Consider the following 24,677-nt stretch of genomic DNA (forward strand, 5'->3'; position numbering starts at 1 on the left):
GACATGCTCGATTCCAAACTGTTACGTAGCAACCTTCAGGACGTAGCGGACCGCCTGGCATCCCGTGGCTTTGCCTTGGATGTTGCGCGCATCGAAGCGCTGGAAGAACAGCGCAAGACCGTCCAGACCCGCACCGAAGCACTGCAGGCTGAGCGTAATGCGCGTTCCAAATCCATCGGTCAGGCCAAGCAGCGCGGCGAAGACATCGCGCCGTTGATGGCGGACGTCGAGCGTATGGCTGGCGAGTTGGCTTCCGGCAAAGTCGAGCTGGACGTTATCCAGACCGAACTGGACTCGATCCTGCTGGGCATCCCGAACCTGCCGCACGAATCCGTGCCGATCGGCGAAGACGAAGACGGCAACGTCGAAGTCCGTCGCTGGGGCACGCCAAAAGCCTTCGATTTCGAGATCAAGGACCACGTCGCCCTGGGCGAACTGACCGGTGGCCTGGACTTCGAAACGGCGGCCAAAATGTCCGGCGCGCGCTTTGCCTTGCTGCGTGGCCCGATTGCACGCATGCACCGCGCCCTGGCGCAGTTCATGATCAACCTGCACACCGGCGAGCACGGCTACGAAGAGGCTTACACCCCGTACCTGGTCCAGGCTCCGGCGCTGATGGGCACCAGCCAGCTGCCGAAATTCGAGGAAGACCTGTTCAAGATCAGCCGCGACGGCGAAGCCGACTTGTACCTGATCCCGACCGCCGAAGTGTCGCTGACCAATATCGTGGCCGGGGAAATCCTCGACGCCAAGCAGCTGCCGATCAAGTTTGTCGCCCACTCGCCGTGCTTTCGCAGCGAAGCCGGTGCATCGGGCCGCGACACCCGCGGCATGATTCGCCAGCACCAGTTCGACAAGGTCGAGATGGTGCAGGTTGTCGAGCCGTCGACTTCCATGGAAGCGCTGGAAGGCCTGACCGCCAACGCCGAACGCGTCCTGCAACTGCTGGAGCTGCCGTACCGCGTTCTGGCGCTGTGCACCGGCGACATGGGTTTCAGCGCCGTGAAGACTTACGACCTGGAAGTGTGGGTGCCGAGCCAGGACAAATACCGCGAGATTTCGTCGTGCTCCAACTGCGGTGATTTCCAGGCCCGTCGCATGCAGGCGCGTTTCCGTAACCCGGAAACCGGCAAGCCCGAGCTGGTCCACACCCTCAACGGTTCGGGCCTGGCAGTAGGCCGTACCCTGGTGGCCGTGCTGGAAAACTACCAGCAGGCTGACGGTTCGATCCGCGTACCTGAAGTGCTCAAGCCGTACATGGCGGGCGTTGAGGTCATCGGCTAAATGGAATTTCTGCCGCTGTTTCATAACCTGCGCGGCAGTCGTGTGTTGGTCGTCGGTGGCGGGGAGATTGCCTTGCGCAAATCCCGGCTGCTGGCCGACGCCGGCGCGTTGTTGCGGGTGGTTGCTCCCCAGATTGAAGACCAGTTGCGTGAACTGGTGCAGGGCAGTGGCGGTGAACTGATTTTGCGTGGTTATCAGGAGGCCGACCTCGACGGTTGCACCCTGATCATCGCGGCGACCGACGACGAGCCGCTGAACGCGCAAGTGTCCAGCGATGCCCGGCGTCGTTGCGTACCGGTCAATGTGGTGGATGCGCCGGCCTTGTGCAGCGTGATCTTCCCGGCGATTGTCGACCGTTCGCCGTTGGTGATCGCAGTGTCCAGCGGCGGCGATGCGCCGGTGCTTGCACGCTTGATCCGCGCCAAGCTGGAAACCTGGATTCCGTCGACTTACGGCCAGTTGGCCGGGCTGGCGGCGCGGTTTCGCAGCCAGGTCAAAGGCTTGTTCCCGGATGTGCAGCAACGTCGCGCGTTCTGGGAAGATGTCTTCCAGGGCCCGATTGCTGATCGGCAACTGGCCGGGCAGGGCGATGAAGCCGAGCGTCTGCTGGTGGAGAAAATCAACGGCGCGCCGCCCCACGCACCGGGCGAAGTCTACCTGGTGGGCGCAGGCCCGGGTGATCCGGACCTGCTGACGTTCCGCGCCTTGCGCTTGATGCAACAGGCCGACGTGGTGCTGTACGACCGCCTGGTGGCGCCGGCGATTCTTGAATTGTGCCGTCGCGATGCCGAGCGGGTGTATGTCGGCAAGCGTCGCGCCGACCATGCGGTGCCGCAGGACCAGATCAACCAGCAACTGGTGGACCTGGCCAGGCAAGGCAAGCGCGTGCTGCGGCTCAAGGGTGGCGATCCGTTCATCTTTGGGCGTGGCGGTGAAGAGATCGAAGAGCTGGCGGCCCATGGCATCCCGTTCCAGGTGGTGCCGGGTATTACCGCGGCCAGTGGTTGCGCGGCGTATGCCGGTATTCCGCTGACCCACCGCGACTATGCGCAATCGGTTCGCTTCATTACCGGGCACTTGAAGGACGGGACTTCGGACCTGCCGTGGAGTGACCTGGTGGGCCCTTCGCAGACCCTGGTGTTCTACATGGGCTTGATCGGGTTGCCGATCATCTGCGAACAGCTGATCAAGCATGGTCGTTCGGCGGATACGCCGGCGGCGTTGATCCAGCAGGGCACCACGTCCAACCAGCGGGTGTTTACCGGTACCCTGGCTGACCTGCCACGCATGGTGGCGGAACATGAGGTTCATGCGCCGACACTGGTGATTGTGGGAGAAGTGGTGCAGTTGCGTGAGAAGCTGAAGTGGTTTGAAGGCGCTCAGTCGCAAGTCTGATAACCGCGACAGATGTTCAACTGTAGGAGCGAGCTTGCTCGCGAAAAACTCAAGGTCACCGCGTTCATTCAGCATGAGCGCGTTATCGTTGACGACCTTCGCGAGCAAGCTTGCTCCTACAGGGCTTGGATCAACTCCAAATCCCTTTCCCGCTCAACCGCTCCCGGTCATGCTCCGCCTCAAACGTCTGCAACGGCCCCTTCGGCACAATCCCCGTCGGATTAATCGTGCGGTGACTGGCGTAGTAATGCCCCTTGATGTGAGCAAAATCCACCGTCTCGGCAATCCCCGGCCACTGATACAACTCCCTTAGCCAATTCGACAGGTTCGGATAATCCGCAATTCGCCGCAGGTTGCATTTGAAGTGGCTGTAGTACACCGCATCAAACCGAATCGCCGTGGTGAAAAGCCTTACATCGGCTTCAGTCAGGTATTCTCCCGCCAGGTAACGATGCTCACCCAAGTGCTGCTCAAGGTGATCCAGTTCGGCAAACACATCATCAAATGCGGCCTCATAAGCCTTTTGTGACGTGGCAAAGCCTGCGCGGTACACACCGTTGTTCACGGCGGGATAGATTCGATCGTTCAGTGCATCAATGGTCGAGCGCTGGGCTTCGGGATAGAAATCCAGTTGATTGCCGGTCAGTTCATTAAACGCACTGTTGAACATGCGAATAATCTCCGCCGACTCATTGCTGACAATCCGCTTGAGCTTCTTGTCCCACAACACCGGCACTGTGACCCGCCCGGTGTAGCTGGCGGTGTCGGCGGTGTAGCGTTGGTGCATGAAGGTGAAGTCGTCAAGCTTGTCGCCGCTGGAGCCATGGGCCTTGTCGAAGGTCCAGCCGTTTTCCAGCATCAGCCAACTGACCACCGACACGTCGATCAGGCTTTCCAAGCCTTTGAGCTTGCGCAGGATCAATGTGCGGTGCGCCCAGGGGCAGGCGAGGGATACGTATAAATGGTAACGACCGGCTTCAGCCGCGAAACCGCCTTCGCCGGTCGGGCCGGGTTCACCATCGGCGGTCACCCAGTTGCGGCGTTGCGCCTGCTCCCGTTGGAAGGCGCCGTCTGCGCTACTTTCGTACCACTGGTCATGCCAGCGTCCTTCGATCAGCAAACCCATGACTGACTCCTTGGCTAATAAGCGTTGGAGTGCAGTCTAAAGGTCTGAGTTCGAACAAAAAGCGCAAAGGCTGGGGGTTAATGATCGACTAAATCGATTTGTCCCGGGCATCCCAGTACTGTTGGGCCAGTTCGAACGCCTGTTCCCGCGGGTGGCCGAGGCCGCGCAAGGCCAGGGCCATGGTGGCGATCAGTGCCAGTTGCGGGTAGCTGTCCTGCACCTCACCGCGCCATAGCGCCTTCAAATGCTCGGGCTCCAGGGCCGCAGGCTTGACGTGGCGCTGGGCGGAGAGGGCGGGCCACTCTTCATCCCAGCTTTCGCCGCCGGTAGTGCCGTACAGGTGGCTGATGGTGTCCGGGTTGATCTCGATCTCGCCGCCGTCGCCCTTGACCACGATGCTGTTATCGCCAAGCAGGCCGCTGGCATCGCGGTGTACGCCCTGGTAGCCCGGGTGGAAGATGCTTTGCAGGCCGCAGCGGGCGCTCAACGGGTTGAGGATGCGCGCCAGTGAATGGATCGGCGAGCGCAGGCCCAGGGTGTTGCGCAGGTCGATCATGCGCTGCAGTTGCGGCGCCCAGTCCCCCAGGGGAATAAACGCCAGGTTGCCCTGTTCAAGGGCCGCTTCCACCTGTTGCCAATTGCGGCACAACGGAATCTGCAAGCCATCCAGCAACTGCTCGGTGTAGAGCCGGCCTGCCGTATGCGCGCCGCCGCCGTGCATCAGGATACGCACGCCGTTCTGTGCCAGGCACTTGGCTGCCAGCAGGTACCACGGCAGGTGGCGTTTTTTACCGGCGTAGGTCGGCCAGTCGACATCCACATTGAGCGACGGTGCATTCAGGCGCTCGCGCACGGCTTCGGTGAAACCGGCGAGTTCCTCCGGGCTTTCTTCCTTGTGCCGCAGCAGCATGAGGAAGGCGCCGAGCTGGGTGTCTTCGACCTTCTCGTCCAGCAGCATGCCCATGGCTTCCCGGGCTTCCTCACGGGTGAGGTTGCGGGCGCCGCGCTTGCCTTTGCCGAGGATGCGCACGAACGGCGCGAACGGATGTTCGGCAGGGGTTTCAGTGATCAACGGGGCAAAATCAGTCATAAGCAATTCGTCGGCCTGGGCAGGCCCGCCAGCTTGGCGGCGAGTTTGGCGGGAGTGCCTTTGAACAGTCGGTTGAGGTGCAGGCTGTTGCCCTTTTCCGGGCCCAGCTTCAAGGCGGTGTACTTGATCAGCGGGCGGGTGGCGGGCGACAGCTGGAATTCGGTATAAAAGCCGCGCAGCAGTTCGAGGATTTCCCAGTGTTCCGGGGTCAGCTCCAGCGCTTCGGCGGTGGCGAGGGCGTTGGCCACGTCGCTGGACCACTCGGTCAGGTCGACGAGGTAGCCGTCCTTGTCCAGTTCGAGGGTGCGTTCACCTACGGTCAAAGTGTTCATAGCCAGGTATTGACCTTGTCATAGTCGATCGACAGCTGGACGACCGCCGGGTAATCGACACTGCCGGCCCATTCAGGCACGGCGAGGTTACGCGCCTGGCTGTCTTCGGCCAGTACAAACACTTTCACGCCCCTGGCCTGCAGGGCCTGGCAAGGCGCGCTGGCGGGTTGCAGGGCATAGGCGCCGTCGCCGCACAGCAGGATCGCATCCTGGGTGCCACAGAGGCGCAGGCAGCTGTCCAGCCGGCTGTCGGTAAAAGGCGAGTGGGATACCACATGCAAGGTCGACATCAGAGGGTAATCACCTGGTCGTAACGGTCAATCATCTGTGAAATTTGTTCACTGCTCAGCGGCTGTGCGTTGCCGGAGGTGGCCAGCCCGCGCACGGCGAGGCTATGGCTGCAGGCAAACACCTCTTCGACGCCAAATAATTCCAGGGCCTGGAGGTTGGCGCTCAGGTCTTTCTGTTGCACGGCCCTGGCGTCCTGGCTCGCGGCCAGTTGAAACACGCCGTCATCCAGAAACAACAGGCCAATCGGCAAATCAAACGCGCCGCCAGCCAATACGATATCCAGCGCTTCACGGGCGCTGGGGCCGGACCACGGCGCCTGTCGGCTGATCACCAGCAAGGATTTCGACATGTCACGGCCCTCCGAAGCAGATCAAGCGGTCAGCGGACTGGGCGGCGTCATGCAACTGCCCAAGCCCGGACAATGCCCAAGGCGCGTCCAGGTTCACCGCGCTGCGCTGATAACGGGTGGCCTCTTCGGCATTCAGCACGCCACGGCGCAGGGCCGCGGCGATGCACACCACGCCATCAAGCTGATGCTCGCTGACAAACTCGCGCCACTGACGGGCAATATCCTGCTCGTCCTGCGGCGCAACAATGTTGGTGGACGCGCTGTAGACGCCATCCTGATAAAAAAACAGCCGCACAATCTCATGCCCACCCGCCAGCGCCGCCTGGGCGAACAGCAAGGCACGGCGCGAGGAGGGCGCATGGGCGGCGGAAAAAAGCGCAATCGCGAACTTCATGGAACACTCTGAAGGCAAAACCTGTGGCAATGATAAAGCCGCAGGCAACAAAAAGCCCGCCGAAGCGGGCTTTTTGCATGCGGCTGCGATCAGTCGTCGCGGCCCATGATGCCGAAGATCTGCAACAGGCTGATAAACAGGTTGTAGATCGATACATACAGGCTGATGGTGGCCATGATGTAGTTACGCTCGCCACCCTGGATGATTGCGCTGGTCTGGAACAGGATGCAGGCCGAGGAGAACAGCACGAAACCTGCGCTGATCGCCAGTTGCAGGCCGCTGATCTGGAAGAACATGCCTGCCAGTACCGCAGCCAGCAACACGAAGAAACCGGCGGTGATGAAACCACCCAGGAAGCTCATGTCCTTGCGGGAAATCAGCACGTAGGCCGACAGGCCGCCAAATACCAGGGCAGTCATGGCAAATGCCGAGCTGACCACTTCCGCGCCGCCGGCCATGCCGAGGTAACGGTTAAGGATCGGGCCGAGGATAAAGCCCATGAAACCGGTCAGGGCAAACGCCGACACCAGGCCCCAGGCCGAGTCGCGCAGCTTGTTGGTCAGGAAGAACAGACCGTAGAAGCCGATCAGCACGACGAAGATATTCGGGTAGCCGACGCGCATTTGCTGGGCTACGAAGGCCATCACGCCGCTGAACGCGAGGGTGAGAGCGAGCAAGCCGTACGTATTGCGCAGGACGCGGCTAACTTCTAGCTGCTCAGCCTGCGCGTTTCCATTCACTGCGTAATTTTGTTCGCGCATGGCGACACTCCTTCAGTTTTGAAACATTCAGTCGCAAGGATCATAACAGACGCTCTGTAACAAGCTATGGCGAGAGTTTGACAGTGTGTTTCATTCGGGTATTATTGCGCCCGCTGAGACAGGATGGGCTATGCTAATCCTGTGTTGCACAAGGGAAATTGGCAGAGTGGTTGAATGCACCGGTCTTGAAAACCGGCGGACGTTAATAGCGTCTCCAGGGTTCGAATCCCTGGTTTCCCGCCAAGATTTACTCAAGAGCCCCGCTATTGCGGGGCTTTTGCGTTTCTGGGGTTCAGGAATACACCTCCAATCGTTTCCGCATCATTTCAGGCAGTTTTCGCAACTCTGCAAAAAGTGGGCGTCAACGGGTAGGGTTCACTATTTCACCCACGCGCCGATAACCGTCTCGGTTATCAGTTCACGCTGGAGAAGTCAGGCACCCAAGCCGGGCGCGCTGACTGGCGTGATTCGTGACTGAGAAAAGGCGCAATTACAGGTGGAAGTCGCCCGCAGCCTCCGGCTGGTAAAGCACTTTCTTGATCTCAATCCGGCGGGTCCGGTCAGCAATTCGCCAGTCGATGGCGTCTCCCTCCTGATAGCCAAGGATGGCGGTGCCTATGTCGGAATACACGGAATGCTTTGCTGCGTTGCTGTCCGCGTCTTCAGGGTAGACCAAGGCCACTTCGAACTCTTCATCGTCCAGTTGCAGCAAGGCCCTGGAGTTCATCGTGATGACATTGCACGCCACCTGCTGCGGCTTGACGACAATGGCCCGCTCAAGCTCATGTTCGAGTTCAACAACCGCCGGGCCTTGCTCGAACGCGATCAGATCCTCGAGCCTGGCCTTGTCGATTTCAGTGATGTAGATCCTGGTGGAGTCGCCACCGGCACCTTCGCGCAAGAACTGGAAATAGCTCGCCGCCGTCATGGAAAATGACGTCAATGTCGGCGTTTCGCTCTCCAGCATAAAGCCGCTGCGCAGAAAGGCTTTCAGCGAGCGCGAGTTGTCCGGGTGAATCTTGGCGATGAGCTTCTCGGCCCGCATGTCGAGGAAGGCCAGTTTCATGCCTTCGCGGATCGTGCTGGCGCCCAGGTTCCGGCCCCATTTGTCGCTGTCTCCGATGACCAGGACAATCTCGCAATTTGAGCCGGTCTTGATGAGACGGACAAAGCCCACCGGGGCGTCATGCCGGTCATAGGCCATAAAGAATCTGCCGCCCTGGTTGAATAGATGAGTCAGGATCGGCAACTGAGTCCGATCAATGACTTGCTCAATGGAGCGGGAGACATGACGCGAATCGCTCAGATAGCAGGTGATGCGCTCATCCTCTAACCAATCCATCAACGTCAGCGCGTGCGCCCGCGTAATTTCAGGGCACAGCGAAATGAAAGGCTTGTTCATCTTGACCACACTTATTTGTAAAGGATTGAAGCCCTTCATGGATATGTCATGGCGGTTCTTCGGCAACCGGATATTTTAAGACATGCCGCGAGTAATGGCGAACATGCCAGAGAGTTCCAAGAAGCCACCGCTTGCTGAACCCGACCCAGGCAAGCACTCAAGAGAAAGGTGGGCTGACTATGCATCGCAGCCTGAGGGCGGCCTGTCTATCCAACCGAGCAAGCCGTTCCCGGCTGGCACTCAAATGTAAAAATTTTTATCTGGCCTCTTGAAAATTTTCCCGGCGAACATAAATTTTCATCACGCGACGCCGAATGCGGGTCGCGCACTTAATCACTTGGATTTAATCAGGAGATTTTGAGATGGCTACTACCCTTTCGTTGGCCCCTTTGTTCCGTCAATCCGTGGGCTTCGATCGCTTCAATGACCTGTTTGAGTCGGCGCTTCGCAGCGAGGCTCCGAACACTTATCCGCCTCACAATGTGGAAAAGCACGGTGATGACGAATATCGCATTGTCATTGCTGTCGCTGGGCTTACTGAAGCGGATTTGGATATTCAGGTCGAGAAGGGCGTTTTGACAGTCGTTGGCGACAAGCGTGAAACCGAGAAAGCAGTCACTTATCTGCACCAGGGCATCGCGCAACGAGCATTTCGGCTGTCGTTCCGGCTGGCAGATCATATCGAGGTGCGCGGTGCTTCGATGAACAACGGGCTGTTAAGCATCGACTTGCTGCGCGTGGTTCCTGAAGAGGCCAAGCCCAAGCGCATCACGATTGGCAGCGGGAAAGAGCCCGAACTGCGTCAGGTTAGTTTGCAATAAGTCAGCGGTAACAAAAAAGGCGCTCTTGGTAGCGCCTTTTTTTGTGTGTGGAATCAAAACGCCTACCGATCAATACCTGGCTACGCAGAGTACCCGGTAGATCCATCAACCGGGTACTCCCGCCTGTTTAGAAGATATTCAACGGGTACTCGGTAATCAGGCGTGTCTGCACCAGATGCCCCCCGGTGGACGCATCACCATCGTGCCAGGCTTCCCTCAGGCGGAAGGACAGCTTCTTGGCCGGGCCACTCTGCACGACGTATTTCACTTCGGCGTCGGTTTCGTGTTCCTGGTCGTTGGCGCCATAGAACCCGGTGTAGGCCGAATTGCCGGGGGTATGCGTACCGTCGATGCCAGCGCCGCGAATATGGCGGGCCATGAAGCTCAGGCCGGGGGCGCCAAAGGCTCCCATGTCCAGGTCATAGCGCATCTGCCAGGACCGCTCGCCCGGGCCGTTGAAGTCGGAGTATTGCACCGAGTCAGCCAGGTTGATCGAGTTGCCGTAGCGCCCGGCACCGACGCCGGCATTGGTCTCCCCAAAGCCGACGTAGTCGAACGGCTCGTCACCATGCACTTTCTGCCCGGCCAGGGTGAAGGTCTGTGCACCCAGGGTGTAGGCAGCCGCCAGCGAGGCTGCGGTGGTGTCGATGGTCCCGGCCTTGGCGCTGCCGTCGTCCAGTGTGCGATAGAGGTTGAAGTCCAGCGCGACGGACTGGTCATCGGTCAGTGGATGAACAAGGTTCAGGTTGACGTAGTACTGATTCCACACGTCTTCCAGGTGTGCTCCGTACAGCGACGCGGTGAATTCCTTGCTGAACTGGTATTTGCCGCCCGCGAAGCTGGCCGACGACGCTTCCACGCCCGCATAGCTGGCGAGAATGTCGCCGCTGCGCGAGGTGGTGGTGGTACCGGTGCCGGAGGTGTAATGGCCGGCCTCCAGGTTCAGGCCGGTGATTTCATGGCTGTCGATCTGGAAGCCTGTTGCGGTCTGTGGCATCAGGTAGTTATCGGCGGTGGCGAACACCGGCGACGTAGGCTGCAGGTCGCCGACCTTGAGCGTGGTATTGGAAATACGGAACTTGACGTCACCACCGGCCTTCGCGAAGCCATGATCCGGATTGCCATTGGCGTCGGACGGTATGTTCGGGCCACCGGCGCGGTCGGTGTCCCCGTCGATGCGCAACGCCAGGTCGGCAAACGCATCAATGCCGATGCCAATGGTGCCTTGAGTGAAGCCCGAGCTGTAGGTTGCCATCAGCGCCTGGCTCCAGTCACGGGTGTGGGCGCCGTTGCCGTTCTGGTTCCAGAACAGGTTGCGGTTGAGGATATTCAAGCTGCTGTCGGCGACAAAGCCCTTGGAGTCGGACTGATCGCTGGCATAGCTCATGGCCGGCAAGGCAAATGCCAGCGCCACGGCCAAGGTGTTGAGCTGAAGTAACGGTTGACGTTTTTTCATTATATTTTGCTCCTGTGCACGAGTTCGTGTGGGAGCATTAAGGCGACAGCCCAGGCCATCAACAAATGAAACTGGATGAAGGTTTTGATATCCCTTTTACCAAATTCCAGGCAAAGAAAAGCCCGCGATGGGGAGTGCGGGCTTAAAGGTGTTCACTTAGGAGCTGGAGTGACGATAAGCGCTCGAGTGTGAAAGGGATGTGAAAGGCTGTTGGGTGCGTAGCGTATTTATCACGAGTGATCCTCTCCTCGCACAATCCTTCCGGCCTTCACCTCATCCGCGTACCCGCTGAGCTTTTCCTGCTGAGCCGCGAGCAGTGCACCCATCTTCATCAGGGCGACTGCTTCGTCGGGTGATTTGGCGACCCCGGCGATAGTGGCCAATTGATTGACCGACCAGGCGATAACGGCCGTCGCATCTTCGAGGTCGTAGAACAGTTCCTGCTGTGCGGTCCTTGGGCCGTCGAGCCTTTCCATCAGTTCTGCCATTTACCCGTGCTCTCCAAAAAAGTGGTTCAGTGCGATCAGCTCAGGCACCGTTGCGCCAATCCTCCTGTAAGCCGGCAAACACGGCAATCGCGATTTTCCCTTGAATGCCGTTGTTGGGGCTTTCAAGGCGGGAATGGGCGAGCGGGATGTCAGCAAGGGAATAGACCGCGCCGACGTATGGCCGCAGTTGACCGTTTGCTATCAGTGCGCTCATTTCATCCAGCTTACCGCGGTTCTGTCGTGTGAAAACGAAGTGATAACTCGCGTTCCTGCCCCAGGCCTGGACGAGGTTCTGGGGGTGCGCCGTGTCCACAATCGTGACCACGCGACCCAGTTGCGCAAGCGCGTCCGGGCTACGGGACAATGTGGTGCCGCCGATGGTATCGAACACCACATCAACGCCACGGCCACCCGTTTCCCGCAGGATGGCGTCGACGTAATCTTCCTTTTCGTAGTCGATGATTACGTCCGCGCCCAGGCTTCGCGCGAACTCGACATTGACGTCGCGTACGGTGGTGAACACCTGGGCGCCAATGGCTTTCGCCAGTTGGATCGCCACATGGCCGACGCCGCCCGCGCCGCCGTGCACCAGGATGCTTTCTCCCACCCTGAGGGCTGCACGCACCACCAGCGCTTCCCAGGCGGTGCCGCCGACCAGACTCAGGCTTGCCGCTTCAAGGTGACTCAGGGCAGGGGGCTTCTTCCCGATAATGCCTTCGGCCGCCACGTGGTATTCGGCATAGCTGCCGGGTCCGTCAAATATTTGCGGGGTGTACCAGACTTCGTCGCCTGGCGCGAAGGACGTAACCCCCGGCCCGACTTCCTCAACGACCCCCGATACGTCATGCCCGGTAATCGCCGGTAGCGGCACCAGGTCAGCGTAGTCGCCACGTCGGACCTGGTAATCCAGCGGGTTGATGGAGGTTGCGTGTACGCGGACCAGGACTTGCCCCGTGTGCGGAACGGGCTTGGGAACGTCGCGAAGTTCAAATGATTCCGGGCCGCCAAATGACTTGAGTATCAACGCCTTCATTGCATTTCCTCGTTTCGACAAAAAGGGATATCGCGAAATCTCGATATTCTGTGGTAAAAAAACTACAAATCTTTCCCTATGATCTCGGCAAGCCTGCGGATGGTGGCTTCATTGCGCTTGTAGTAAGTCCACTGGCCGATGCGCCTGACTTCGACCAGGCCCACCCGTTGCAGCGTTGCCAGGTAACCGGACACCGTCGACTGCGAGAGCCCGATGCCTTCCTGAATACTGCTGACGCACACGCCCACCGTGTGAACGTCCCCTTCATCTTGTGCAGGGAAGTTCTTCTCGGGGTCCTTCAAACCTTTCAGGATTTCGAGGCGTGTCTGGTTTGAGAGGGCTTTGAATATTTCGAGTAAGTCCATGGCGCGATCATATCGAGAATTATCGATATGTCAATGTGTGTCAGATATAAAGGGTAGTCAGTTTCAGGCCTCACCGTAGGCGGCGACCAAGGACCTGTCGCGCTGCGGGCCTCTGAGCTATAACAGTGTAAAAGCACAAAAAACAAACGTGTTTCCGGGCTGTTTTCAGGAGAGAACTCATGAGCGCCATGGACGCGGGGCAAGTGGTGCCTGGCTACGTAACCTTCGTCGGGCGTGAGGCATCGTGGGCCGGACGCCAGTTCATGAGCTTCAGCTATAGCGTCAATGGGCAGCACTTTCACAAGTCTCTCAACGAGACGGTTGACGCTTGGTCAACGACGGCGCTTCGTAAAGCCTCGTATGGCTTGCGAGTGGGAGACCCGGTGTCTGTCTGGTGTTCTCTCACCGACCCCGAGGTGTGTTGCATTGGCGAAAAACCAGCAGAGAAACCCGCGATCCTGCGGTGGATAGAGTCTCTCGGAGCGTTAGGGCCGTTATGAAATTGATCCCCACCGTTCGTCCATCGTCCGGCACTCGCGACACTGCACCGTTTCTCATGTTCAAGCACGGACATCCCGCGCTAGAACGGAGAGCCAGCATGGAAATTGACGAGAAGGCCCCTGGAAACGTATCCCAGCAGGGCGTAACGCGCGGTACAGACAATGAAACCGGGCATGATCCTCGGCGCGATCAACCTGAAGCGCCTCTACCGCCGGACGATGACGCCCCTCTGGAAGAGGATATGTCGGATGTGGATACGGCTGATTCTGTCGCGAGTGAACACCCCGACAACTGAAGCATCCGAATCAGCCCGACGCACACTGCTTCGGGCTTTTCGGTGTCAAGCGACGATTACGGCATCAGCACCGAGTCAACCACATGAATCACGCCATTGGACTGCATCACATCCGCAATGCTGATGCTGGCCTTGCCCCCCTTGGCATCCACCACCCACAATTTGCCGTCATGCAGCTTGATCGTCAGCGACTCACCCTGCACGGTTTTCAACATCACGGTACCGCCGTTCTTCTTGGCGTCGGCCATCAGTTGTGCAGAGGTATGAGTGCCAGCCACCACGTGATAGGTCAGGATTTTTGTGAGATCGGCTTTGTGCTCAGGTTTCACAAGCGTATCCACGGTGCCTGCGGGGAGCTTGGCGAAAGCTTCGTTGGTCGGTGCGAATACGGTGAACGGGCCTTTGCTGTTAAGGGTATCCACCAGTCCGGCTGCCTTGACCGCCGCCACCAGAGTGGTGTGGTCCTTTGAGTTGACTGCGTTTTCGACGATGGTTTTCGTCGGATACATCGCCGCGCCGCCCACCATTACGGTGTCGGCGGCAAAACTTAGGGATGTGGTGACGGAGAGGATCGTAAAGCAGGCAACGGCAGCAATTTTTTTGTAGATGGCGTGCATAATGTATCTCCTTGGTGCTTGTGCCCTCCGGGTGAGGGTATTGAATCTACGTACCAAGGATCAAAGTGGATGCACCTCTGGAAAAATTATTGGTTTGCCGCCCTCACTGCACTTTTTCCCGTTCTTCCGATCTATCTCTGTCCCGACCACACTAATTTCCGGCGTGGACAGCAGACCCAGACCTGGTGCCGATGGATCGCACGTTACCTGTTTTTATCACCCGATGGATGCGTCAGCCGCTGTGGCTGGCTGCGGTTTTGATGCTTTGCGCCAATGGTTGCAGCCAGCAGCAGGGGCGCGATATTGCCACGCAGTTCAGCAACGGCAAGCCCGATGAATTCTTCCAGACCAGCGTTGATCGCATGGCCACCCTGAGCATGCGCGACAACCTGCAAAGCCTGTATCTGCTGATGAGCAAGCTCTACCTGCGCAACCCCAACCAGTGGCGTCAATCGGGTTACACCGACGCGGTGACCGCCGCCCGGCAAATCCGCCAGGCCATCGAACTTCGGCAACCGCTGCCTGCCCTGGGGGATCGTCGCGACCTGGCGGCGCTGAGCTATTCCCTGAGCCCGGAGTTTCGCGGCGACCGGGTAGGCGCCTTCATCTACGCGATCGGCAGCATGCTGGTGACGGCACACGGCGGGCGCACCGAGTTTTATATAACGGACTCGATCAACCCGCAGTTCGTCAGCAATGCCGCGCGCAATATCGAGAAGGCCACCTGGCTGCTCAGTCAGCGCCAGGATGCCAATGGCTCGCTGTTGCTGTTCTCCAACGAGATCTCGGAGGCGGGCAGCAACCTCAGCTTTGCCGTGGAGTTCGGCAAGATCGTCGCGCGCCTCGACCTGTTGACCCAGATGCTCGACGAACGCTACCGGCGCATCGGGCTCAACTACGCGCAAAGCTTGCTGCTGATGAATTTCCTGCCGGTGCAGTGACGATGCGGGCCTCCCTCACCCCTCGGTTTGCGCTTTGCCGCGGGCAACGGTTTTCTTCGGCGCGCGCATCAGCAGTGGGCCGAACGTCGCGAGCAAACCGAGCATCACCAGCGGGAAGAACATCAGCTTGCTCAGGCCGAAGTTGCTGACGATGACGGTGATGACGGCGGGGCCCACCAGCATCCCGGAAAATCCGATGCAGTTGACGATGCCGATATTGCGCCCGGCATGTGCCGGGTCCCGGCGCCCGGCGGCGGAGATCATCAACGGTGCGATGCACGAAAGGCCGAGGCCAAACAACGCGAAGCCGACAACGCCGGTCACGGCCGTACCGCCCAATATCGTGGTGATCATGCCGAGGACGCACAACGTACCGCATCCAAACACCACCTGCGCATTACCGAACGCAGCGGCCAGGCGGTCGCCAAAAAGGCGCCCCACGAATGACGCACCGACGAACAGTGAGACCGCCATGCCTGCGGTCGAGGTGGTGGTCGCGAACTCCCGGCGAATGTATTCCTGGCCCCAGTCGGCAATTGCGTTTTCGCCCATCATGCTGCCCAGCAGCAAGGTGCCGAGAGCGATCATCACCAGCAGTGTCTTGGCCGAAGGGCCCTTGCCGGTTTCGTCCCGGGACTGGGTGCCGGCTTGCCAGTCGTCGAGCTGGGCGTCGGGCACATCATGCTTGCCCAGCAACCATCGGCTGAACACACAGCCCAGAATGAACATCGCCAGGCCCAGTACGGTGTAAGGCACCAGCACGCTGTCGGTGTAGAACCGGGTCAGCCAACTGCATGCCATGCCCAGCAGGAAGCCGCCCAGGGAATAGAAGGCATGGAAGCCGGACATGATCGAGCGTCGATAAAACCGTTCAACCTGCACGCCGTGGGCATTCAAGGCGGTATCCAGGGCGCCGCGCAACAGCCCCAGCACAGAGCCGAAACACAGCGCAAACCAGAAACCGTTGACGAAGCCCAGCGGGATAATCGAAAGGGGATAGGCGAGGGCGCCAAGGGTAATTACCGGCTTGGCGCCGAAGGTGTCCAGCAGCCGCCCGACCAGCAGCGCACCGGCTGCGGAGCCGACCCCGACCCCGAGGGCAATCAGGCCGAAACTCGAGTCCCCGAGTTCTCCCGTCAGGCCAAGCTGGGTCCTGAACACGCTTACACCGGTGGACCAGATGTACATCATGGCGCCGATCATCATGAAGCCGAGAAAGGTGGCGATACGTGCCTTGCGAATACGCGGGGGGATCGGGGTTTTCTGGAAAGTGCTTATCACGCTGCATGGTCCCTTTTGTTTTTGTGGGGTGGTTATGCAATTTTGGGTTATACGAATAACCTTGCGGAAGTAAAACCTGCACCCTGTGGGCTGTCAATGCTTTATCAATCCAGAATATGTAACAGTAACAAGGCAGTGGCTGGCGCTTGAGTTTTAAGTTATACGTATAACTCCAACTGTTCAGGTATTGGGGTTTCCGTGTCGTCTCAAGAGTTGTTTTTGCCGTGCTCCACGCCGCATATGTCGGCCTACCGCTTGACGTTTCTGCTGTCCGGCCTGTGCATGGGCGCCTGGGCGCCGCTGGTTCCCTATGCGCGCAGCCGGGCCGGGGTGGACGACGGCGCATTGGGCATCCTGTTGCTGTGCCTGGGCCTCGGCTCACTGGTGATGATGCCGCTGGCGGGCATCCTGAACGCCCGCAAAGGTTGCCGCTTTACCATGCACATCGGCATCGCCCTGGTGTTTCTGACGCTGCCTCTGCTGGCGACCACACATTCATTCTTGGGCTTGATGTTTGCCCTGACCGTGTTCGGTGCAGGGTGCGGCGCAGTGGATGTGACGATGAACGTACAGGGCGTGATGGTTGAGCGTGCGACCGGGTGGTCCTTGATGTCGGGTTTTCATGGCTTGTTCAGCCTGGGCACGATTGTCAGTGCGGCGGGGATCACCGCGCTGCTCTGGCTGGGCGCCACGCCGTTGCTGGCCAGCAGCGCGGTGATGGCGGCACTGGCTGCGTTTGTCCTGAGTTACGGGCGCCAGATGCTCGGGCGCAGCGGCGAAGAGGGCAGCCCGATCTTTGTGCGGCCCACGCGTAAAGTCCTGGTGCTGGGGGTGCTGTGCCTGTTCGCGTTTCTGGCCGAAGGTGCGATTCTCGACTGGAGCGCGGTGTTCCTGACCCAGGTGCGTGATGTCGAGCCTTCCATTGCAGGCCTGGGCTACGCCTGCTTCGCCGTGATGATGGCGTTGGGGCGCTTGAGTGGCGACCGGATTCTGCTCAGGCTCGGCGCCCGGCTGGTACTGGTGGGCGGTGGCCTGATTGTAATCCTGGGCTTTCTCACGGTGGTGCTCGCGACGAACTGGCAGGTGAACCTGGTGGGGTTTGCGGTCATCGGCATCGGTTTGGCCAACATCGCGCCGGTGTACCTGTCGCTGGCGGGCGCGCAAAAGACCATGCCGGGGGAACTGGCGATTGCCGCTGCCACCAGCCTCGGTTATCTGGGTATCCTGATGGGCCCGGCGGTGATCGGCTTGTTCGCCCACGCGACGAATCTATCCTGGGCGCTGCTGGCGGTTGCCTCGCTGATGGTCGCAATCATGTTCAGTGCCACACGACTGGTTCCGAAGGTTTCCCCTCAACGGGTACACTGAGCGCCTGTTTTTTCATGACCTCGCATGAGGTTTCAAAAGGATTGGGAAGCAAGCGATGGCCGTTTCAATGAAAGACGTAGCACTGGCGGCAGGGGTGTCCCAGCCTGCGGTGTCTTACGCCTACAACCGACCTTCCAAACTGTCCCCGGCCCAGCGCGAGCATATCCTCGAGGTGGCCGCTTCATTGGGCTACCCGGGCCCCAATGTGCTGGGCCGCAGCCTGCGCTCGGGCAAGATCGGCGCCATCGGGTTGATGATGATGGACAAGTTGTCCCTGGCCTTTGCCGACCCGTGCACCATCGCCATGCTGCGCGGCATCAGTGAAGTGGGCGAGTTGGAAAATGTCGCACTGACACTGTTTCCGCTCAACAACAACCGCCTGGTAGGCCGGGGCCCGGCGGCTAGCCACGGCAGCCTGGCCCTGCGCGGGCTGGTGGATGGCCTGATTATCTCGACCCTGCCCGATGATCACCCGGCGGTGCTGGCGGTGGTGAAGCACAGTATTCCGTTCGTGGTGATCGACTCGCCGCTGGTCGAGAATTCGTTTTTTGTCGGCATCGACGATCGCGGTGCGGCTCGCACGCAAATGCAGCATCTGCTGGACCTGGGCCACCGCAAGATCGGCGTCATCATTGACCGCCTCAACCCGGATGGTTACCGCGGCCCGATTGACCTGCAACGCTTCAAAAGTGCCAGTGAGCGGATTGTCCGCGAACGCCTCACCGGTTACGTGGAGGCGGCCACCGCCGCGGGCCTGGCGTTTGAAGACCTGAGCGTGATCGAGGCCGGTGGGCTGGATTCCACGTCCGGCCAGGCTGCAGCGTTCACATTGCTGACCTCCAACGACGTCACGGCAGTGGTGGCGTGCTCGGATGTGATGGCGATTGCCTGCATGAAAACCGCCCACGCCCTCAGTCGCCAAGTGCCGCAGACGCTTTCGGTGATCGGCTTCGACGATATTCCCGAGGCGGTGCAGCTCGGGTTGACCACCATTGCCCAACCCATGGTGGAGAAGGGCGTGTACGCCGCACGCATGCTGACCGAGCAATTGAATGCCCCGGCTGATGCGCCGCTGGCGCCCGAGCAAAAGATTTTCGCCACCAAGCTGGTGGTGCGTACCTCGACCCGCAGTATCCAGCAGGCAGACGCCTGATCCCGTTGTTAAGGGATCGCTGTAGGAGCTGGCTTGCCTGCGATGGCATCGACTCAATACCACTGACAGACCGAGTCGACTGCATCGCAGGCAAGCCAGCTCCCACCTTTACCCGGGCTGCCCCTTGAAGTGTGCCGCTACTCTGAGGGCATTCGCCGCGATGGTCAGTGCCGGATTAACCGCCGCCGACGACGGGAAGAACGAGCTGTCCACCACCCATACATTCTCCAGGTCATGCAGCTTGCAGTTCAGGTCCAGCACGCTGGTGGTTGGGTCCTTGCCCATCACGGCAGTGCCGCACTGGTGGGAGTTCGTCGCGATGCCCATGCGCGCCTTGAGGATCAGCGGATACCCTGCATCACGCATGGTTTGGGTGGCCTTGCTCACCAGTCCTTCATGGGCCTTGAGGTTGTTCGGCGTCCAGTGAACCTTGATCGCACCGCGCTGCGTGTCGTAGGTGACGCGGTTGTCCTGGGTCGGCAGATCTTCCGAGGTCAGGTACAGGTCGACGCTGTGGTCAGTGATATAGCGTGAAGCGAATTTCGGCAGCCAGGGCCGCATGGCACTGATCATCGGCTCGCGGATTTTCCCCAGCATCTGCACGTTACCCAAGGGGAATGCGTTGTGCGGGCTGGCGCTGTACCAGTCGTTGATGGCCAGGGTTTTCTGGAAGGTCACGTTGTTCTTGCGTCGCGGGTCCACCGCCAGCATGAAGGTGCTGTTGTGCACCATGTAGTTACGCCCCAACTGCCCAGAGCTATTGCCCAGGCCATGAGGATGTTGAGCGTTCGCAGACTTGAACAGCAATGCCGCACTGTTGACTGCGCCGCACGCCAGCACGAAGCGTTTGGCACGCAGTGTCACCTCGCGTCCATCGAACAGACCCCGCGCTTGAGTCACGGTTTTGCCATCGTTATCGGTGTTCAGCTGCCGGATCGTGGTGCGAGTCATCAGCCGAATGCTGCCACTGCGCAGGGCGGGCCTGAGCGCAGAAACTTCGGCGTCGGCCTTGGCCTCCACCAGGCACGGATAGCCATCGCAGGTTGAGCACAATACGCAATCGCCGCCATCGCCATAGTCCACCGCCGCCGGCATCACGAACGGCTTGAGTCCGGCACGCTGCATGCTTTGTTCCAGCGCAACCAGGGCCGGGTCGTGCTTGAGTGCCGGTTGCGGGAAGGGTCCTGAACGCCAGGGTTCGCTGGGGTCAATGCCGGCCTGGCCATGCACGCGGTAGAGCTTTTCCGCTTCGGCGTACCAGGGTTCAAACTCGGCGTAGCTGACGGGCCACGCAGGCGACACGCCCTCGGCATGCTGGATCTCGCCAAAGTCCGCCTCGCGAAACCGTGGCAGCATGGCGCCGTAGAATTTGGTGTTGCCGCCGACGTAATAAAACACCCCCGGCGAAAATGCTTGGTTGGCCTGGTCCAGCCACGGTTCGGCATTGCGATAGCGTCCTTGGCCGAACACCGCTTCAGCGCTCCAGTTCTGGATTTCCCGGGGCAGGAAATCCCCTCGTTCGACGATCACAATATCCAGCCCGCTGTCACGCAGGGCATGGGCGAAGGTCGAACCGCCCATGCCCGAGCCGATAATCACCACGTCACAGTTGATCGTGCCATCTGCATCAGGTGTCACCACGTCGAGGGCGCGCGGTTCGCGCGGCGCCCCCGGTTGTGGATTCAGCTCTGCATGATGCGAAATCAATGCATCACTCATGTGAGCCGCTCCGGCATTTACAGGTGTTGTTCGGAATTACGGATTTGCCAGTACTCATCCTGGCGTTCGTCGGTGATGTATTCCGGAATCGGGAAGTCCCACCAGCCGGGCACCCAAGGGCCAGCCGCATCGCGGTCGGTGGGTACTTCGATCAGCACCGGCACATTCAAATCCAGCGCTTCCTGCAGGATAGGCTCAAGGTCTTCCGGGCGCTCCACACGGTAGGATTTGAGGCCGAAGGCTTCGCCCACCGCCTTGAAGTCCGGGCTGTAGGGTGTGCCGTCCGGGTGGTTGAATTCAGTGCCGATATGGCGGCTGGTCTGCTTGCGCTGGCCACCGCGAATCGACATGTAGCCGGCGTTGTTCTGGATCAGGAACACCACAGGGATATTGTTGGTCACGCAGATCGCAATTTCCTGGGAGGTCATCAGGAAATCGCCATCCCCGAGGATGCACACCACCGGCTGGTCAGGCGCCGCCAGCTTCGCACCGATGGCCGCAGGTACGGCCCAGCCCATGGACGAGAAGCCGCCGGAGGTCAGGTGGGTACGTGGCGTATAGACCGGGAAAGTCTGCTTGACCGCGCCCTGGGTGTTGCCCGAGCCAACCACCACGATGGTGTCCCGCGGGAACACTTTGCGCAGCGCGCCGAGGGGGCGTTGCGAGGTGAACGGAAAGCGATCGGAGTCACGACGGCCCGCCAGTTTGGTTTCCCATTCTTCCTGATAACCGCGCAGGTCGCTCAGGTACTCTTCGCGCTCAACCGTCTCGCCTTTCAGGCTTTCGACAATGGCGGCGAGGGCGTATTTGGCGTCGGCACAAATGCCCACGGTCACCGGGTAGTTCTTGCCGATTTCATGCGGGTCGATGTCGATGTGGATCAGCTTCGACGGCGGGATCGCGAAGGTCACGCCCTTGGCGTAGCTGGACGACGACCAGTCGGTGAAACGGCAGCCCACGGCGATGATCACGTCTGCGGTGGACGCGACTTTATTGCCGCACAGGGTGCCGGTCTGGCCGACACTGCCGGCGAACAACGGGTGATCTTCCGGGAAGCCGCTCTTGCCGTTCCAGGTGGTGACCACCGGGATCTTCCAGGCTTCGGCCAGGGCGAACAATTCCGCGCTGGCTTCGCCGGTAATCACGCCGCCGCCGATCACCAGCACCGGGCGCTTGCTCAGTTTCAGCTCTTCCACTGCGCGAGCGGTGGCTGCCGGGTCCGGGAAGCATTTGCCGATCGGGGTGCGCTCTTCGAGGGCATGCAGGGTCACTTCAGCGGCCTCGGCCTGCACATCCATCGGGATTTCCAGGTGCACCGGCCCCGGGCGTCCGGTGACCATTGCGCTCCAGGCGCGGTGCATCATAAACGGCAACTCTTCAACACGGGTCGCCACCCAATGACGCTTGGTCACGGCCTCGGCGATTTTCGGGAAGTCGTTGTCGGTGTAGCGCTCCAGCTCCTGCAGCAAGCCATGGCCACGCATGTGAGTGGGTGGCCCGCCGGTGATCAGCATCAGGCTGGTGGAGTCGGTAAACGCGGTGGCCATGCCGATTACCGTGTTGGCGGCGCCGGCACCGATGGACGTCACTGCCGCCATCGGCTTGCCGCTCACCCGGTAGTAACCGTCGGCGAGATGCACCGCGCTCTGCTCATGGAACACCTGGATGAACTTGAGCTTGGAGTCTTCTTCGAGGAAGGCGTCGGTCAGGGTCCAGATACCGTGGCCGGGAATACCGGCGACGTATTCGACGCCATAGTTTTTCAGGGTTTGAGCCACGATCTGGCTGCCGGTCAATTTAGTCATGACAGGACTCCTTGGGTTGATGAAACGGAGGGGGTTGCCTCGGCGGTACTGGCTGCACGCCCGCGTGTCGCCCAGTTCAGGCCTTGCTTGGTCAGGCGGCGGATATTCGGGTCGGCGAGGTTGCTGGTGTCGTGCCCGATGGAGTGATAGAACACCCGCCCCTGGCCCCACTGACGCACCCAGGCCACCGGGCTGCGATGGCCGTTGAGCCAGGGGAAGGGGTTGCCGTCGAAGGTGGTTTCAGCCAGCACATGAATGTTCGGGTCGACCTGCATGTAGTACTGCTCGGACCGTACCTCGAAATCCTCGACGCCCTGGGTCACCTCGTGGCTGTGGTCGATGACGTTGACCTGGTACGGGTGGGGAAAGCCTTCGCCCATCGGATGTTCGAGGAATGAGCCGCCGAGCACCCAGTGATATTTGAGGCTGGCGCGAAACGCCGCGCCTGCGCCGTGCCAACCCACCAGGCCGGTGCCGCTTTCGATGGCTTGCAGCAGGCGGTTTTCCTGGGACGCGGTGAGCGTCTCGGTAGTGACGGCGTTGTTCCAGCCGATCACGATCAGGTCATAACCGGTCAAGTCCCTGTCCAGTGTGAAGATGTCGGTGGACTCTTCGACCTCGAAATCCAGTTCCTGGAAAACGGTGCGCGCCCATGCCGCAATTTCGTAGGGGAAATGGCCGGGCCAGCCACCGAATAGATACAAGACTCGACTCACGGTTGATCACCTCTTTACGTTGGGTGTGATTGTTAGGTTATACGTATAACCGCTTATTTAACCTATCACTCCGAATCCCTAAGTCAATGGGGCTTACATGTTTTTCATCGGGGGTTATACGAATAACGTCAGCAGCTCGCCGCAGTGCTTCAACACTGCGTCTGTGTTGCGTCAGGTTGCGTCACCAATAGGGAGGCTGCGAAATTGCCCGGGGCAGGGGGGTAGGAAAAGATGGTTGCCAATGCCGGGGGCATGTCGCGTGCCCTCAAGAACCACCTGGAGCCACTGATGATTCGTTACCTGAAAACGCCTAAACCGGTCGAAGCCCAAGCCGAGATTGCCGCCCAAGTCCGCGATACCGTTGAGCGCATCATCGCCAACGTCGCCCGTAACGGCGATGCGGCCGTACGTGAGTATTCGAAGCAGTTTGATCAGTGGTCGCCTGTATCTTTCCGGCTGAGCGACGAAGAAATTGCCGACTGCGTGGCGAGCCTGTCCGAGCAGGAAATCGGCGATATCACCTTTGCCCAGGCCCAGGTCCGGCGCTTCGCCGAGGTGCAAAAAGCCTCGATGCACGATGTGGAAGTCGAGACCTTGCCTGGCGTGATCCTTGGGCATCGCAATATTCCGGTGAGCTCGGTGGCTTGCTACATTCCGGGCGGCAAGTACCCGTTGCTGGCGTCGGCGCATATGAGCGTGCTGACGGCCAAGGTGGCCGGGGTGAAGCGCGTTGTTGCGGCCGCGCCGCCGTTTGATGGCAAGCCTCATCCGGCCATTGTGACGGCGATGTATTTGGCGGGTGCCGATGAGATCTATTGCGTGGGCGGGGTGCAGGCGATTGCTGCGTTTGCGTTGGGCACCGATACGTTCAAGCCGGTGGATATGATCGTTGGGCCGGGTAATGCGTATGTGGCCGAGGCCAAGCGTCAGTTGTTCGGCAAGATTGGTATCGACTTGATTGCCGGGCCTACAGAGACACTGGTGATTGCTGATGACAGCAGCGATGTTGAAATCATCGCTGCCGATTTGTTGGGGCAGGCGGAGCATGGGGTTAATTCGCCTGCGGTGTTTTTGACGAACAGTGCGGAGTTGGCGCAAACCCTGCCGGCGGAGATCGAGCGGCAGTTGGCGATCCTGTCCACCGCACCGGTTGCTTCTGTCGCCTGGCGCGACTATGGCGAAATCATCCTGTGCGACAGCGTCGACGAGCTGGTGCAGGAAGCCGATCGCATCGCCTCCGAGCACGTGCAGGTGATGACCCGCGATCCGTTGTATTTCCTGGAGCACATGACCAATTACGGCGCGTTGTTCCTCGGTGAGCGCACCAACGTTTCCTATGGCGATAAGGTGATTGGGACCAACCACACATTGCCTACCACCGGGACTGCGCGGTACACCGGCGGGCTGTGGGTCGGCAAGTTCATCAAGACGTGCACGTACCAGCGGGTGCTGACGGATGAGGCTTCGGTGTTGGTAGGGGAATACTGCTCGCGGCTTTGCGGGATGGAAGGGTTTGCGGGGCACAAGGAGCAGGCGGATATTCGGATTCGTCGTTACAAGAAGCACGGTTGAGGGTACATATCCGTTATTTGGGTGATGGCTGAGATTGGTTCCGCTCTTACAGCGGCTCACTTTTGAACAGCGCAAAAGTAAGCAAAACGCTCTTGCCCCACCACTCGGCTCCTCGCTTAGGC

At 59.9% G+C, this 24,677-nt stretch carries 25 protein-coding genes and 1 tRNA gene; 9 read left to right on the forward strand and 17 right to left on the reverse strand.

The annotated features are described in order from the left end of the window. Window positions 1–3 precede the first annotated feature (3 nt). On the forward strand, window positions 4–1,284 hold the full coding sequence (serS, locus tag HX869_RS05975) for a serine--tRNA ligase (RefSeq protein WP_003219618.1): 1,281 nt from the start codon (window positions 4–6) through the stop codon (window positions 1,282–1,284). Further along, window positions 1,285–2,679 carry a siroheme synthase CysG gene (cysG, locus tag HX869_RS05980; RefSeq protein WP_003219620.1) on the forward strand — a complete coding sequence of 465 codons (1,395 nt, stop codon included), beginning with the start codon at window positions 1,285–1,287 and terminating at the stop codon, window positions 2,677–2,679. Between the two features lie 130 nt (window positions 2,680–2,809). Here the strand turns inward: cysG and HX869_RS05985 are convergent, their stop codons facing one another. From HX869_RS05985 to HX869_RS06015, 7 genes are all read right to left on the reverse strand, one after another. Further along, window positions 2,810–3,805 (reverse strand): glutathione S-transferase family protein, encoded by a 996-nt coding sequence (locus HX869_RS05985; RefSeq protein WP_177080931.1) that lies wholly within the window; start codon window positions 3,803–3,805, stop codon window positions 2,810–2,812. Between the two features lie 88 nt (window positions 3,806–3,893). Further along, window positions 3,894–4,895 carry a glycosyl transferase family protein gene (locus HX869_RS05990; protein WP_087693048.1) on the reverse strand — a complete coding sequence of 334 codons (1,002 nt, stop codon included), beginning with the start codon at window positions 4,893–4,895 and terminating at the stop codon, window positions 3,894–3,896. Further along, window positions 4,892–5,227, reverse strand: coding sequence for a TusE/DsrC/DsvC family sulfur relay protein (locus tag HX869_RS05995; protein WP_102369434.1), 336 nt, complete (start codon window positions 5,225–5,227; stop codon window positions 4,892–4,894). The genes HX869_RS05990 and HX869_RS05995 overlap by 4 nt, the downstream gene beginning before the upstream one ends. Then, window positions 5,224–5,517, reverse strand: coding sequence for a sulfurtransferase complex subunit TusB (gene tusB / locus HX869_RS06000; protein ID WP_178902862.1), 294 nt, complete (start codon window positions 5,515–5,517; stop codon window positions 5,224–5,226). Before tusB ends, HX869_RS05995 begins: the two co-directional genes overlap by 4 nt. Next, window positions 5,517–5,867 carry a sulfurtransferase complex subunit TusC gene (gene tusC / locus HX869_RS06005; protein ID WP_087693046.1) on the reverse strand — a complete coding sequence of 117 codons (351 nt, stop codon included), beginning with the start codon at window positions 5,865–5,867 and terminating at the stop codon, window positions 5,517–5,519. Before tusC ends, tusB begins: the two co-directional genes overlap by 1 nt. Before the next feature lies 1 nt (window position 5,868). After that, window positions 5,869–6,261 carry a sulfurtransferase complex subunit TusD gene (gene tusD / locus HX869_RS06010; RefSeq protein ID WP_003219632.1) on the reverse strand — a complete coding sequence of 131 codons (393 nt, stop codon included), beginning with the start codon at window positions 6,259–6,261 and terminating at the stop codon, window positions 5,869–5,871. Between the two features lie 89 nt (window positions 6,262–6,350). Then, window positions 6,351–7,022: a Bax inhibitor-1/YccA family protein gene (locus tag HX869_RS06015; RefSeq protein WP_003219636.1), complete on the reverse strand. Its 672-nt coding sequence runs from the start codon at window positions 7,020–7,022 to the stop codon at window positions 6,351–6,353. Between the two features lie 152 nt (window positions 7,023–7,174). Between HX869_RS06015 and HX869_RS06020 the strand changes: the two genes are divergently transcribed. Continuing rightward, window positions 7,175–7,265, forward strand: a tRNA-Ser gene (locus tag HX869_RS06020). Window positions 7,266–7,512: 247 nt separating this feature from the next. On the opposite strand, the gene HX869_RS06025 is transcribed toward HX869_RS06020, so the two are convergent. Further along, window positions 7,513–8,424, reverse strand: a complete 912-nt coding sequence (locus tag HX869_RS06025) for a bifunctional GNAT family N-acetyltransferase/nucleoside diphosphate kinase regulator (RefSeq protein ID WP_177116745.1) — start codon at window positions 8,422–8,424, stop codon at window positions 7,513–7,515. 362 nt (window positions 8,425–8,786) lie between these two features. On the opposite strand from HX869_RS06025, the gene HX869_RS06030 reads away from it, so the two are divergent. Beyond that, a complete protein-coding gene (locus HX869_RS06030) occupies window positions 8,787–9,245 on the forward strand; it encodes an Hsp20 family protein (RefSeq protein WP_003219642.1) in 459 nt (152 codons plus the stop codon). 127 nt (window positions 9,246–9,372) lie between these two features. Here the strand turns inward: HX869_RS06030 and HX869_RS06035 are convergent, their stop codons facing one another. From HX869_RS06035 to HX869_RS06050, 4 genes are all read right to left on the reverse strand, one after another. After that, window positions 9,373–10,701 carry an OprD family porin gene (locus HX869_RS06035; RefSeq protein ID WP_003219643.1) on the reverse strand — a complete coding sequence of 443 codons (1,329 nt, stop codon included), beginning with the start codon at window positions 10,699–10,701 and terminating at the stop codon, window positions 9,373–9,375. A gap of 230 nt (window positions 10,702–10,931) precedes the next feature. After that, the gene (locus HX869_RS06040; RefSeq protein WP_102604527.1) at window positions 10,932–11,189 is read right to left on the reverse strand and encodes a hypothetical protein; all 258 of its coding nucleotides are present in this window, start codon (window positions 11,187–11,189) and stop codon (window positions 10,932–10,934) included. A gap of 40 nt (window positions 11,190–11,229) precedes the next feature. After that, entirely contained in the window at window positions 11,230–12,222 is a 993-nt protein-coding gene (locus HX869_RS06045; RefSeq protein ID WP_177023232.1) for a zinc-dependent alcohol dehydrogenase family protein, read from the reverse strand. 62 nt (window positions 12,223–12,284) lie between these two features. Further along, window positions 12,285–12,587 carry a helix-turn-helix transcriptional regulator gene (locus tag HX869_RS06050; protein ID WP_003219649.1) on the reverse strand — a complete coding sequence of 101 codons (303 nt, stop codon included), beginning with the start codon at window positions 12,585–12,587 and terminating at the stop codon, window positions 12,285–12,287. A gap of 598 nt (window positions 12,588–13,185) precedes the next feature. Between HX869_RS06050 and HX869_RS06055 the strand changes: the two genes are divergently transcribed. Then, on the forward strand, window positions 13,186–13,383 hold the full coding sequence (locus HX869_RS06055; protein WP_178902863.1) for a hypothetical protein: 198 nt from the start codon (window positions 13,186–13,188) through the stop codon (window positions 13,381–13,383). Between the two features lie 56 nt (window positions 13,384–13,439). On the opposite strand, the gene HX869_RS06060 is transcribed toward HX869_RS06055, so the two are convergent. Next, complete coding sequence (locus tag HX869_RS06060; RefSeq protein ID WP_003219652.1) at window positions 13,440–14,000, reverse strand: fasciclin domain-containing protein; 561 nt, start codon at window positions 13,998–14,000, stop codon at window positions 13,440–13,442. Window positions 14,001–14,191: 191 nt separating this feature from the next. Here HX869_RS06060 and HX869_RS06065 point away from each other — a divergent pair, with 191 nt between their 5' ends. Next, entirely contained in the window at window positions 14,192–14,941 is a 750-nt protein-coding gene (locus tag HX869_RS06065) for a hypothetical protein (RefSeq protein WP_032898777.1), read from the forward strand. A 15-nt stretch (window positions 14,942–14,956) separates the two neighbouring features. On the opposite strand, the gene HX869_RS06070 is transcribed toward HX869_RS06065, so the two are convergent. Continuing rightward, complete coding sequence (locus tag HX869_RS06070) at window positions 14,957–16,219, reverse strand: MFS transporter (RefSeq protein WP_178902864.1); 1,263 nt, start codon at window positions 16,217–16,219, stop codon at window positions 14,957–14,959. Between the two features lie 243 nt (window positions 16,220–16,462). On the opposite strand from HX869_RS06070, the gene HX869_RS06075 reads away from it, so the two are divergent. Together HX869_RS06075 and HX869_RS06080 are read left to right on the forward strand one after the other, a co-directional pair. After that, entirely contained in the window at window positions 16,463–17,590 is a 1,128-nt protein-coding gene (locus tag HX869_RS06075; RefSeq protein WP_178902865.1) for an MFS transporter, read from the forward strand. 55 nt (window positions 17,591–17,645) lie between these two features. Next, complete coding sequence (locus tag HX869_RS06080) at window positions 17,646–18,743, forward strand: LacI family DNA-binding transcriptional regulator (RefSeq protein WP_008431528.1); 1,098 nt, start codon at window positions 17,646–17,648, stop codon at window positions 18,741–18,743. A gap of 108 nt (window positions 18,744–18,851) precedes the next feature. Here the strand turns inward: HX869_RS06080 and HX869_RS06085 are convergent, their stop codons facing one another. From HX869_RS06085 to HX869_RS06095, 3 genes are read right to left on the reverse strand one after another with little or no spacing between them, the layout of a single operon-like run. Next, window positions 18,852–20,462 carry a GMC oxidoreductase gene (locus tag HX869_RS06085; RefSeq protein WP_102369430.1) on the reverse strand — a complete coding sequence of 537 codons (1,611 nt, stop codon included), beginning with the start codon at window positions 20,460–20,462 and terminating at the stop codon, window positions 18,852–18,854. 17 nt (window positions 20,463–20,479) lie between these two features. Then, window positions 20,480–22,267, reverse strand: a complete 1,788-nt coding sequence (locus HX869_RS06090) for a thiamine pyrophosphate-binding protein (protein ID WP_102604522.1) — start codon at window positions 22,265–22,267, stop codon at window positions 20,480–20,482. Beyond that, complete coding sequence (locus HX869_RS06095) at window positions 22,264–22,983, reverse strand: ThuA domain-containing protein (RefSeq protein WP_177068389.1); 720 nt, start codon at window positions 22,981–22,983, stop codon at window positions 22,264–22,266. The genes HX869_RS06090 and HX869_RS06095 overlap by 4 nt, the downstream gene beginning before the upstream one ends. A 288-nt stretch (window positions 22,984–23,271) precedes the next feature. Between HX869_RS06095 and hisD the strand changes: the two genes are divergently transcribed. Beyond that, window positions 23,272–24,555, forward strand: a complete 1,284-nt coding sequence (hisD, locus tag HX869_RS06100) for a histidinol dehydrogenase (protein ID WP_178902866.1) — start codon at window positions 23,272–23,274, stop codon at window positions 24,553–24,555. Window positions 24,556–24,677 lie beyond the last annotated feature (122 nt).

The sequence above is a fragment of the Pseudomonas sp. P7779 genome, from assembly GCF_013386315.1.
In the GTDB taxonomy this organism is placed as follows: domain Bacteria; phylum Pseudomonadota; class Gammaproteobacteria; order Pseudomonadales; family Pseudomonadaceae; genus Aquipseudomonas.

Coding starts and splice junctions, on each gene's coding strand:
- tusD (WP_003219632.1), bottom strand. CDS start 6,261: ATGAAGTTCGCGATTGCGCTTTTTTCCGCCGCCCATGCGCCCTCCTCG.
- HX869_RS05995 (WP_102369434.1), bottom strand. CDS start 5,227: ATGAACACTTTGACCGTAGGTGAACGCACCCTCGAACTGGACAAGGAC.
- cysG (WP_003219620.1), top strand. CDS start 1,285: ATGGAATTTCTGCCGCTGTTTCATAACCTGCGCGGCAGTCGTGTGTTG.
- HX869_RS06065 (WP_032898777.1), top strand. CDS start 14,192: ATGGATCGCACGTTACCTGTTTTTATCACCCGATGGATGCGTCAGCCG.
- HX869_RS06060 (WP_003219652.1), bottom strand. CDS start 14,000: ATGCACGCCATCTACAAAAAAATTGCTGCCGTTGCCTGCTTTACGATC.
- hisD (WP_178902866.1), top strand. CDS start 23,272: ATGATTCGTTACCTGAAAACGCCTAAACCGGTCGAAGCCCAAGCCGAG.
- HX869_RS05985 (WP_177080931.1), bottom strand. CDS start 3,805: ATGGGTTTGCTGATCGAAGGACGCTGGCATGACCAGTGGTACGAAAGT.
- HX869_RS06055 (WP_178902863.1), top strand. CDS start 13,186: ATGGAAATTGACGAGAAGGCCCCTGGAAACGTATCCCAGCAGGGCGTA.
- HX869_RS06030 (WP_003219642.1), top strand. CDS start 8,787: ATGGCTACTACCCTTTCGTTGGCCCCTTTGTTCCGTCAATCCGTGGGC.
- tusB (WP_178902862.1), bottom strand. CDS start 5,517: ATGTCGACCTTGCATGTGGTATCCCACTCGCCTTTTACCGACAGCCGG.
- HX869_RS06045 (WP_177023232.1), bottom strand. CDS start 12,222: ATGAAGGCGTTGATACTCAAGTCATTTGGCGGCCCGGAATCATTTGAA.
- tusC (WP_087693046.1), bottom strand. CDS start 5,867: ATGTCGAAATCCTTGCTGGTGATCAGCCGACAGGCGCCGTGGTCCGGC.
- HX869_RS06035 (WP_003219643.1), bottom strand. CDS start 10,701: ATGAAAAAACGTCAACCGTTACTTCAGCTCAACACCTTGGCCGTGGCG.
- HX869_RS06085 (WP_102369430.1), bottom strand. CDS start 20,462: ATGAGTGATGCATTGATTTCGCATCATGCAGAGCTGAATCCACAACCG.
- HX869_RS06090 (WP_102604522.1), bottom strand. CDS start 22,267: ATGACTAAATTGACCGGCAGCCAGATCGTGGCTCAAACCCTGAAAAAC.
- HX869_RS06040 (WP_102604527.1), bottom strand. CDS start 11,189: ATGGCAGAACTGATGGAAAGGCTCGACGGCCCAAGGACCGCACAGCAG.
- HX869_RS06050 (WP_003219649.1), bottom strand. CDS start 12,587: ATGGACTTACTCGAAATATTCAAAGCCCTCTCAAACCAGACACGCCTC.
- serS (WP_003219618.1), top strand. CDS start 4: ATGCTCGATTCCAAACTGTTACGTAGCAACCTTCAGGACGTAGCGGAC.
- HX869_RS06075 (WP_178902865.1), top strand. CDS start 16,463: ATGTCGGCCTACCGCTTGACGTTTCTGCTGTCCGGCCTGTGCATGGGC.
- HX869_RS05990 (WP_087693048.1), bottom strand. CDS start 4,895: ATGACTGATTTTGCCCCGTTGATCACTGAAACCCCTGCCGAACATCCG.
- HX869_RS06015 (WP_003219636.1), bottom strand. CDS start 7,022: ATGCGCGAACAAAATTACGCAGTGAATGGAAACGCGCAGGCTGAGCAG.
- HX869_RS06025 (WP_177116745.1), bottom strand. CDS start 8,424: ATGAACAAGCCTTTCATTTCGCTGTGCCCTGAAATTACGCGGGCGCAC.
- HX869_RS06080 (WP_008431528.1), top strand. CDS start 17,646: ATGGCCGTTTCAATGAAAGACGTAGCACTGGCGGCAGGGGTGTCCCAG.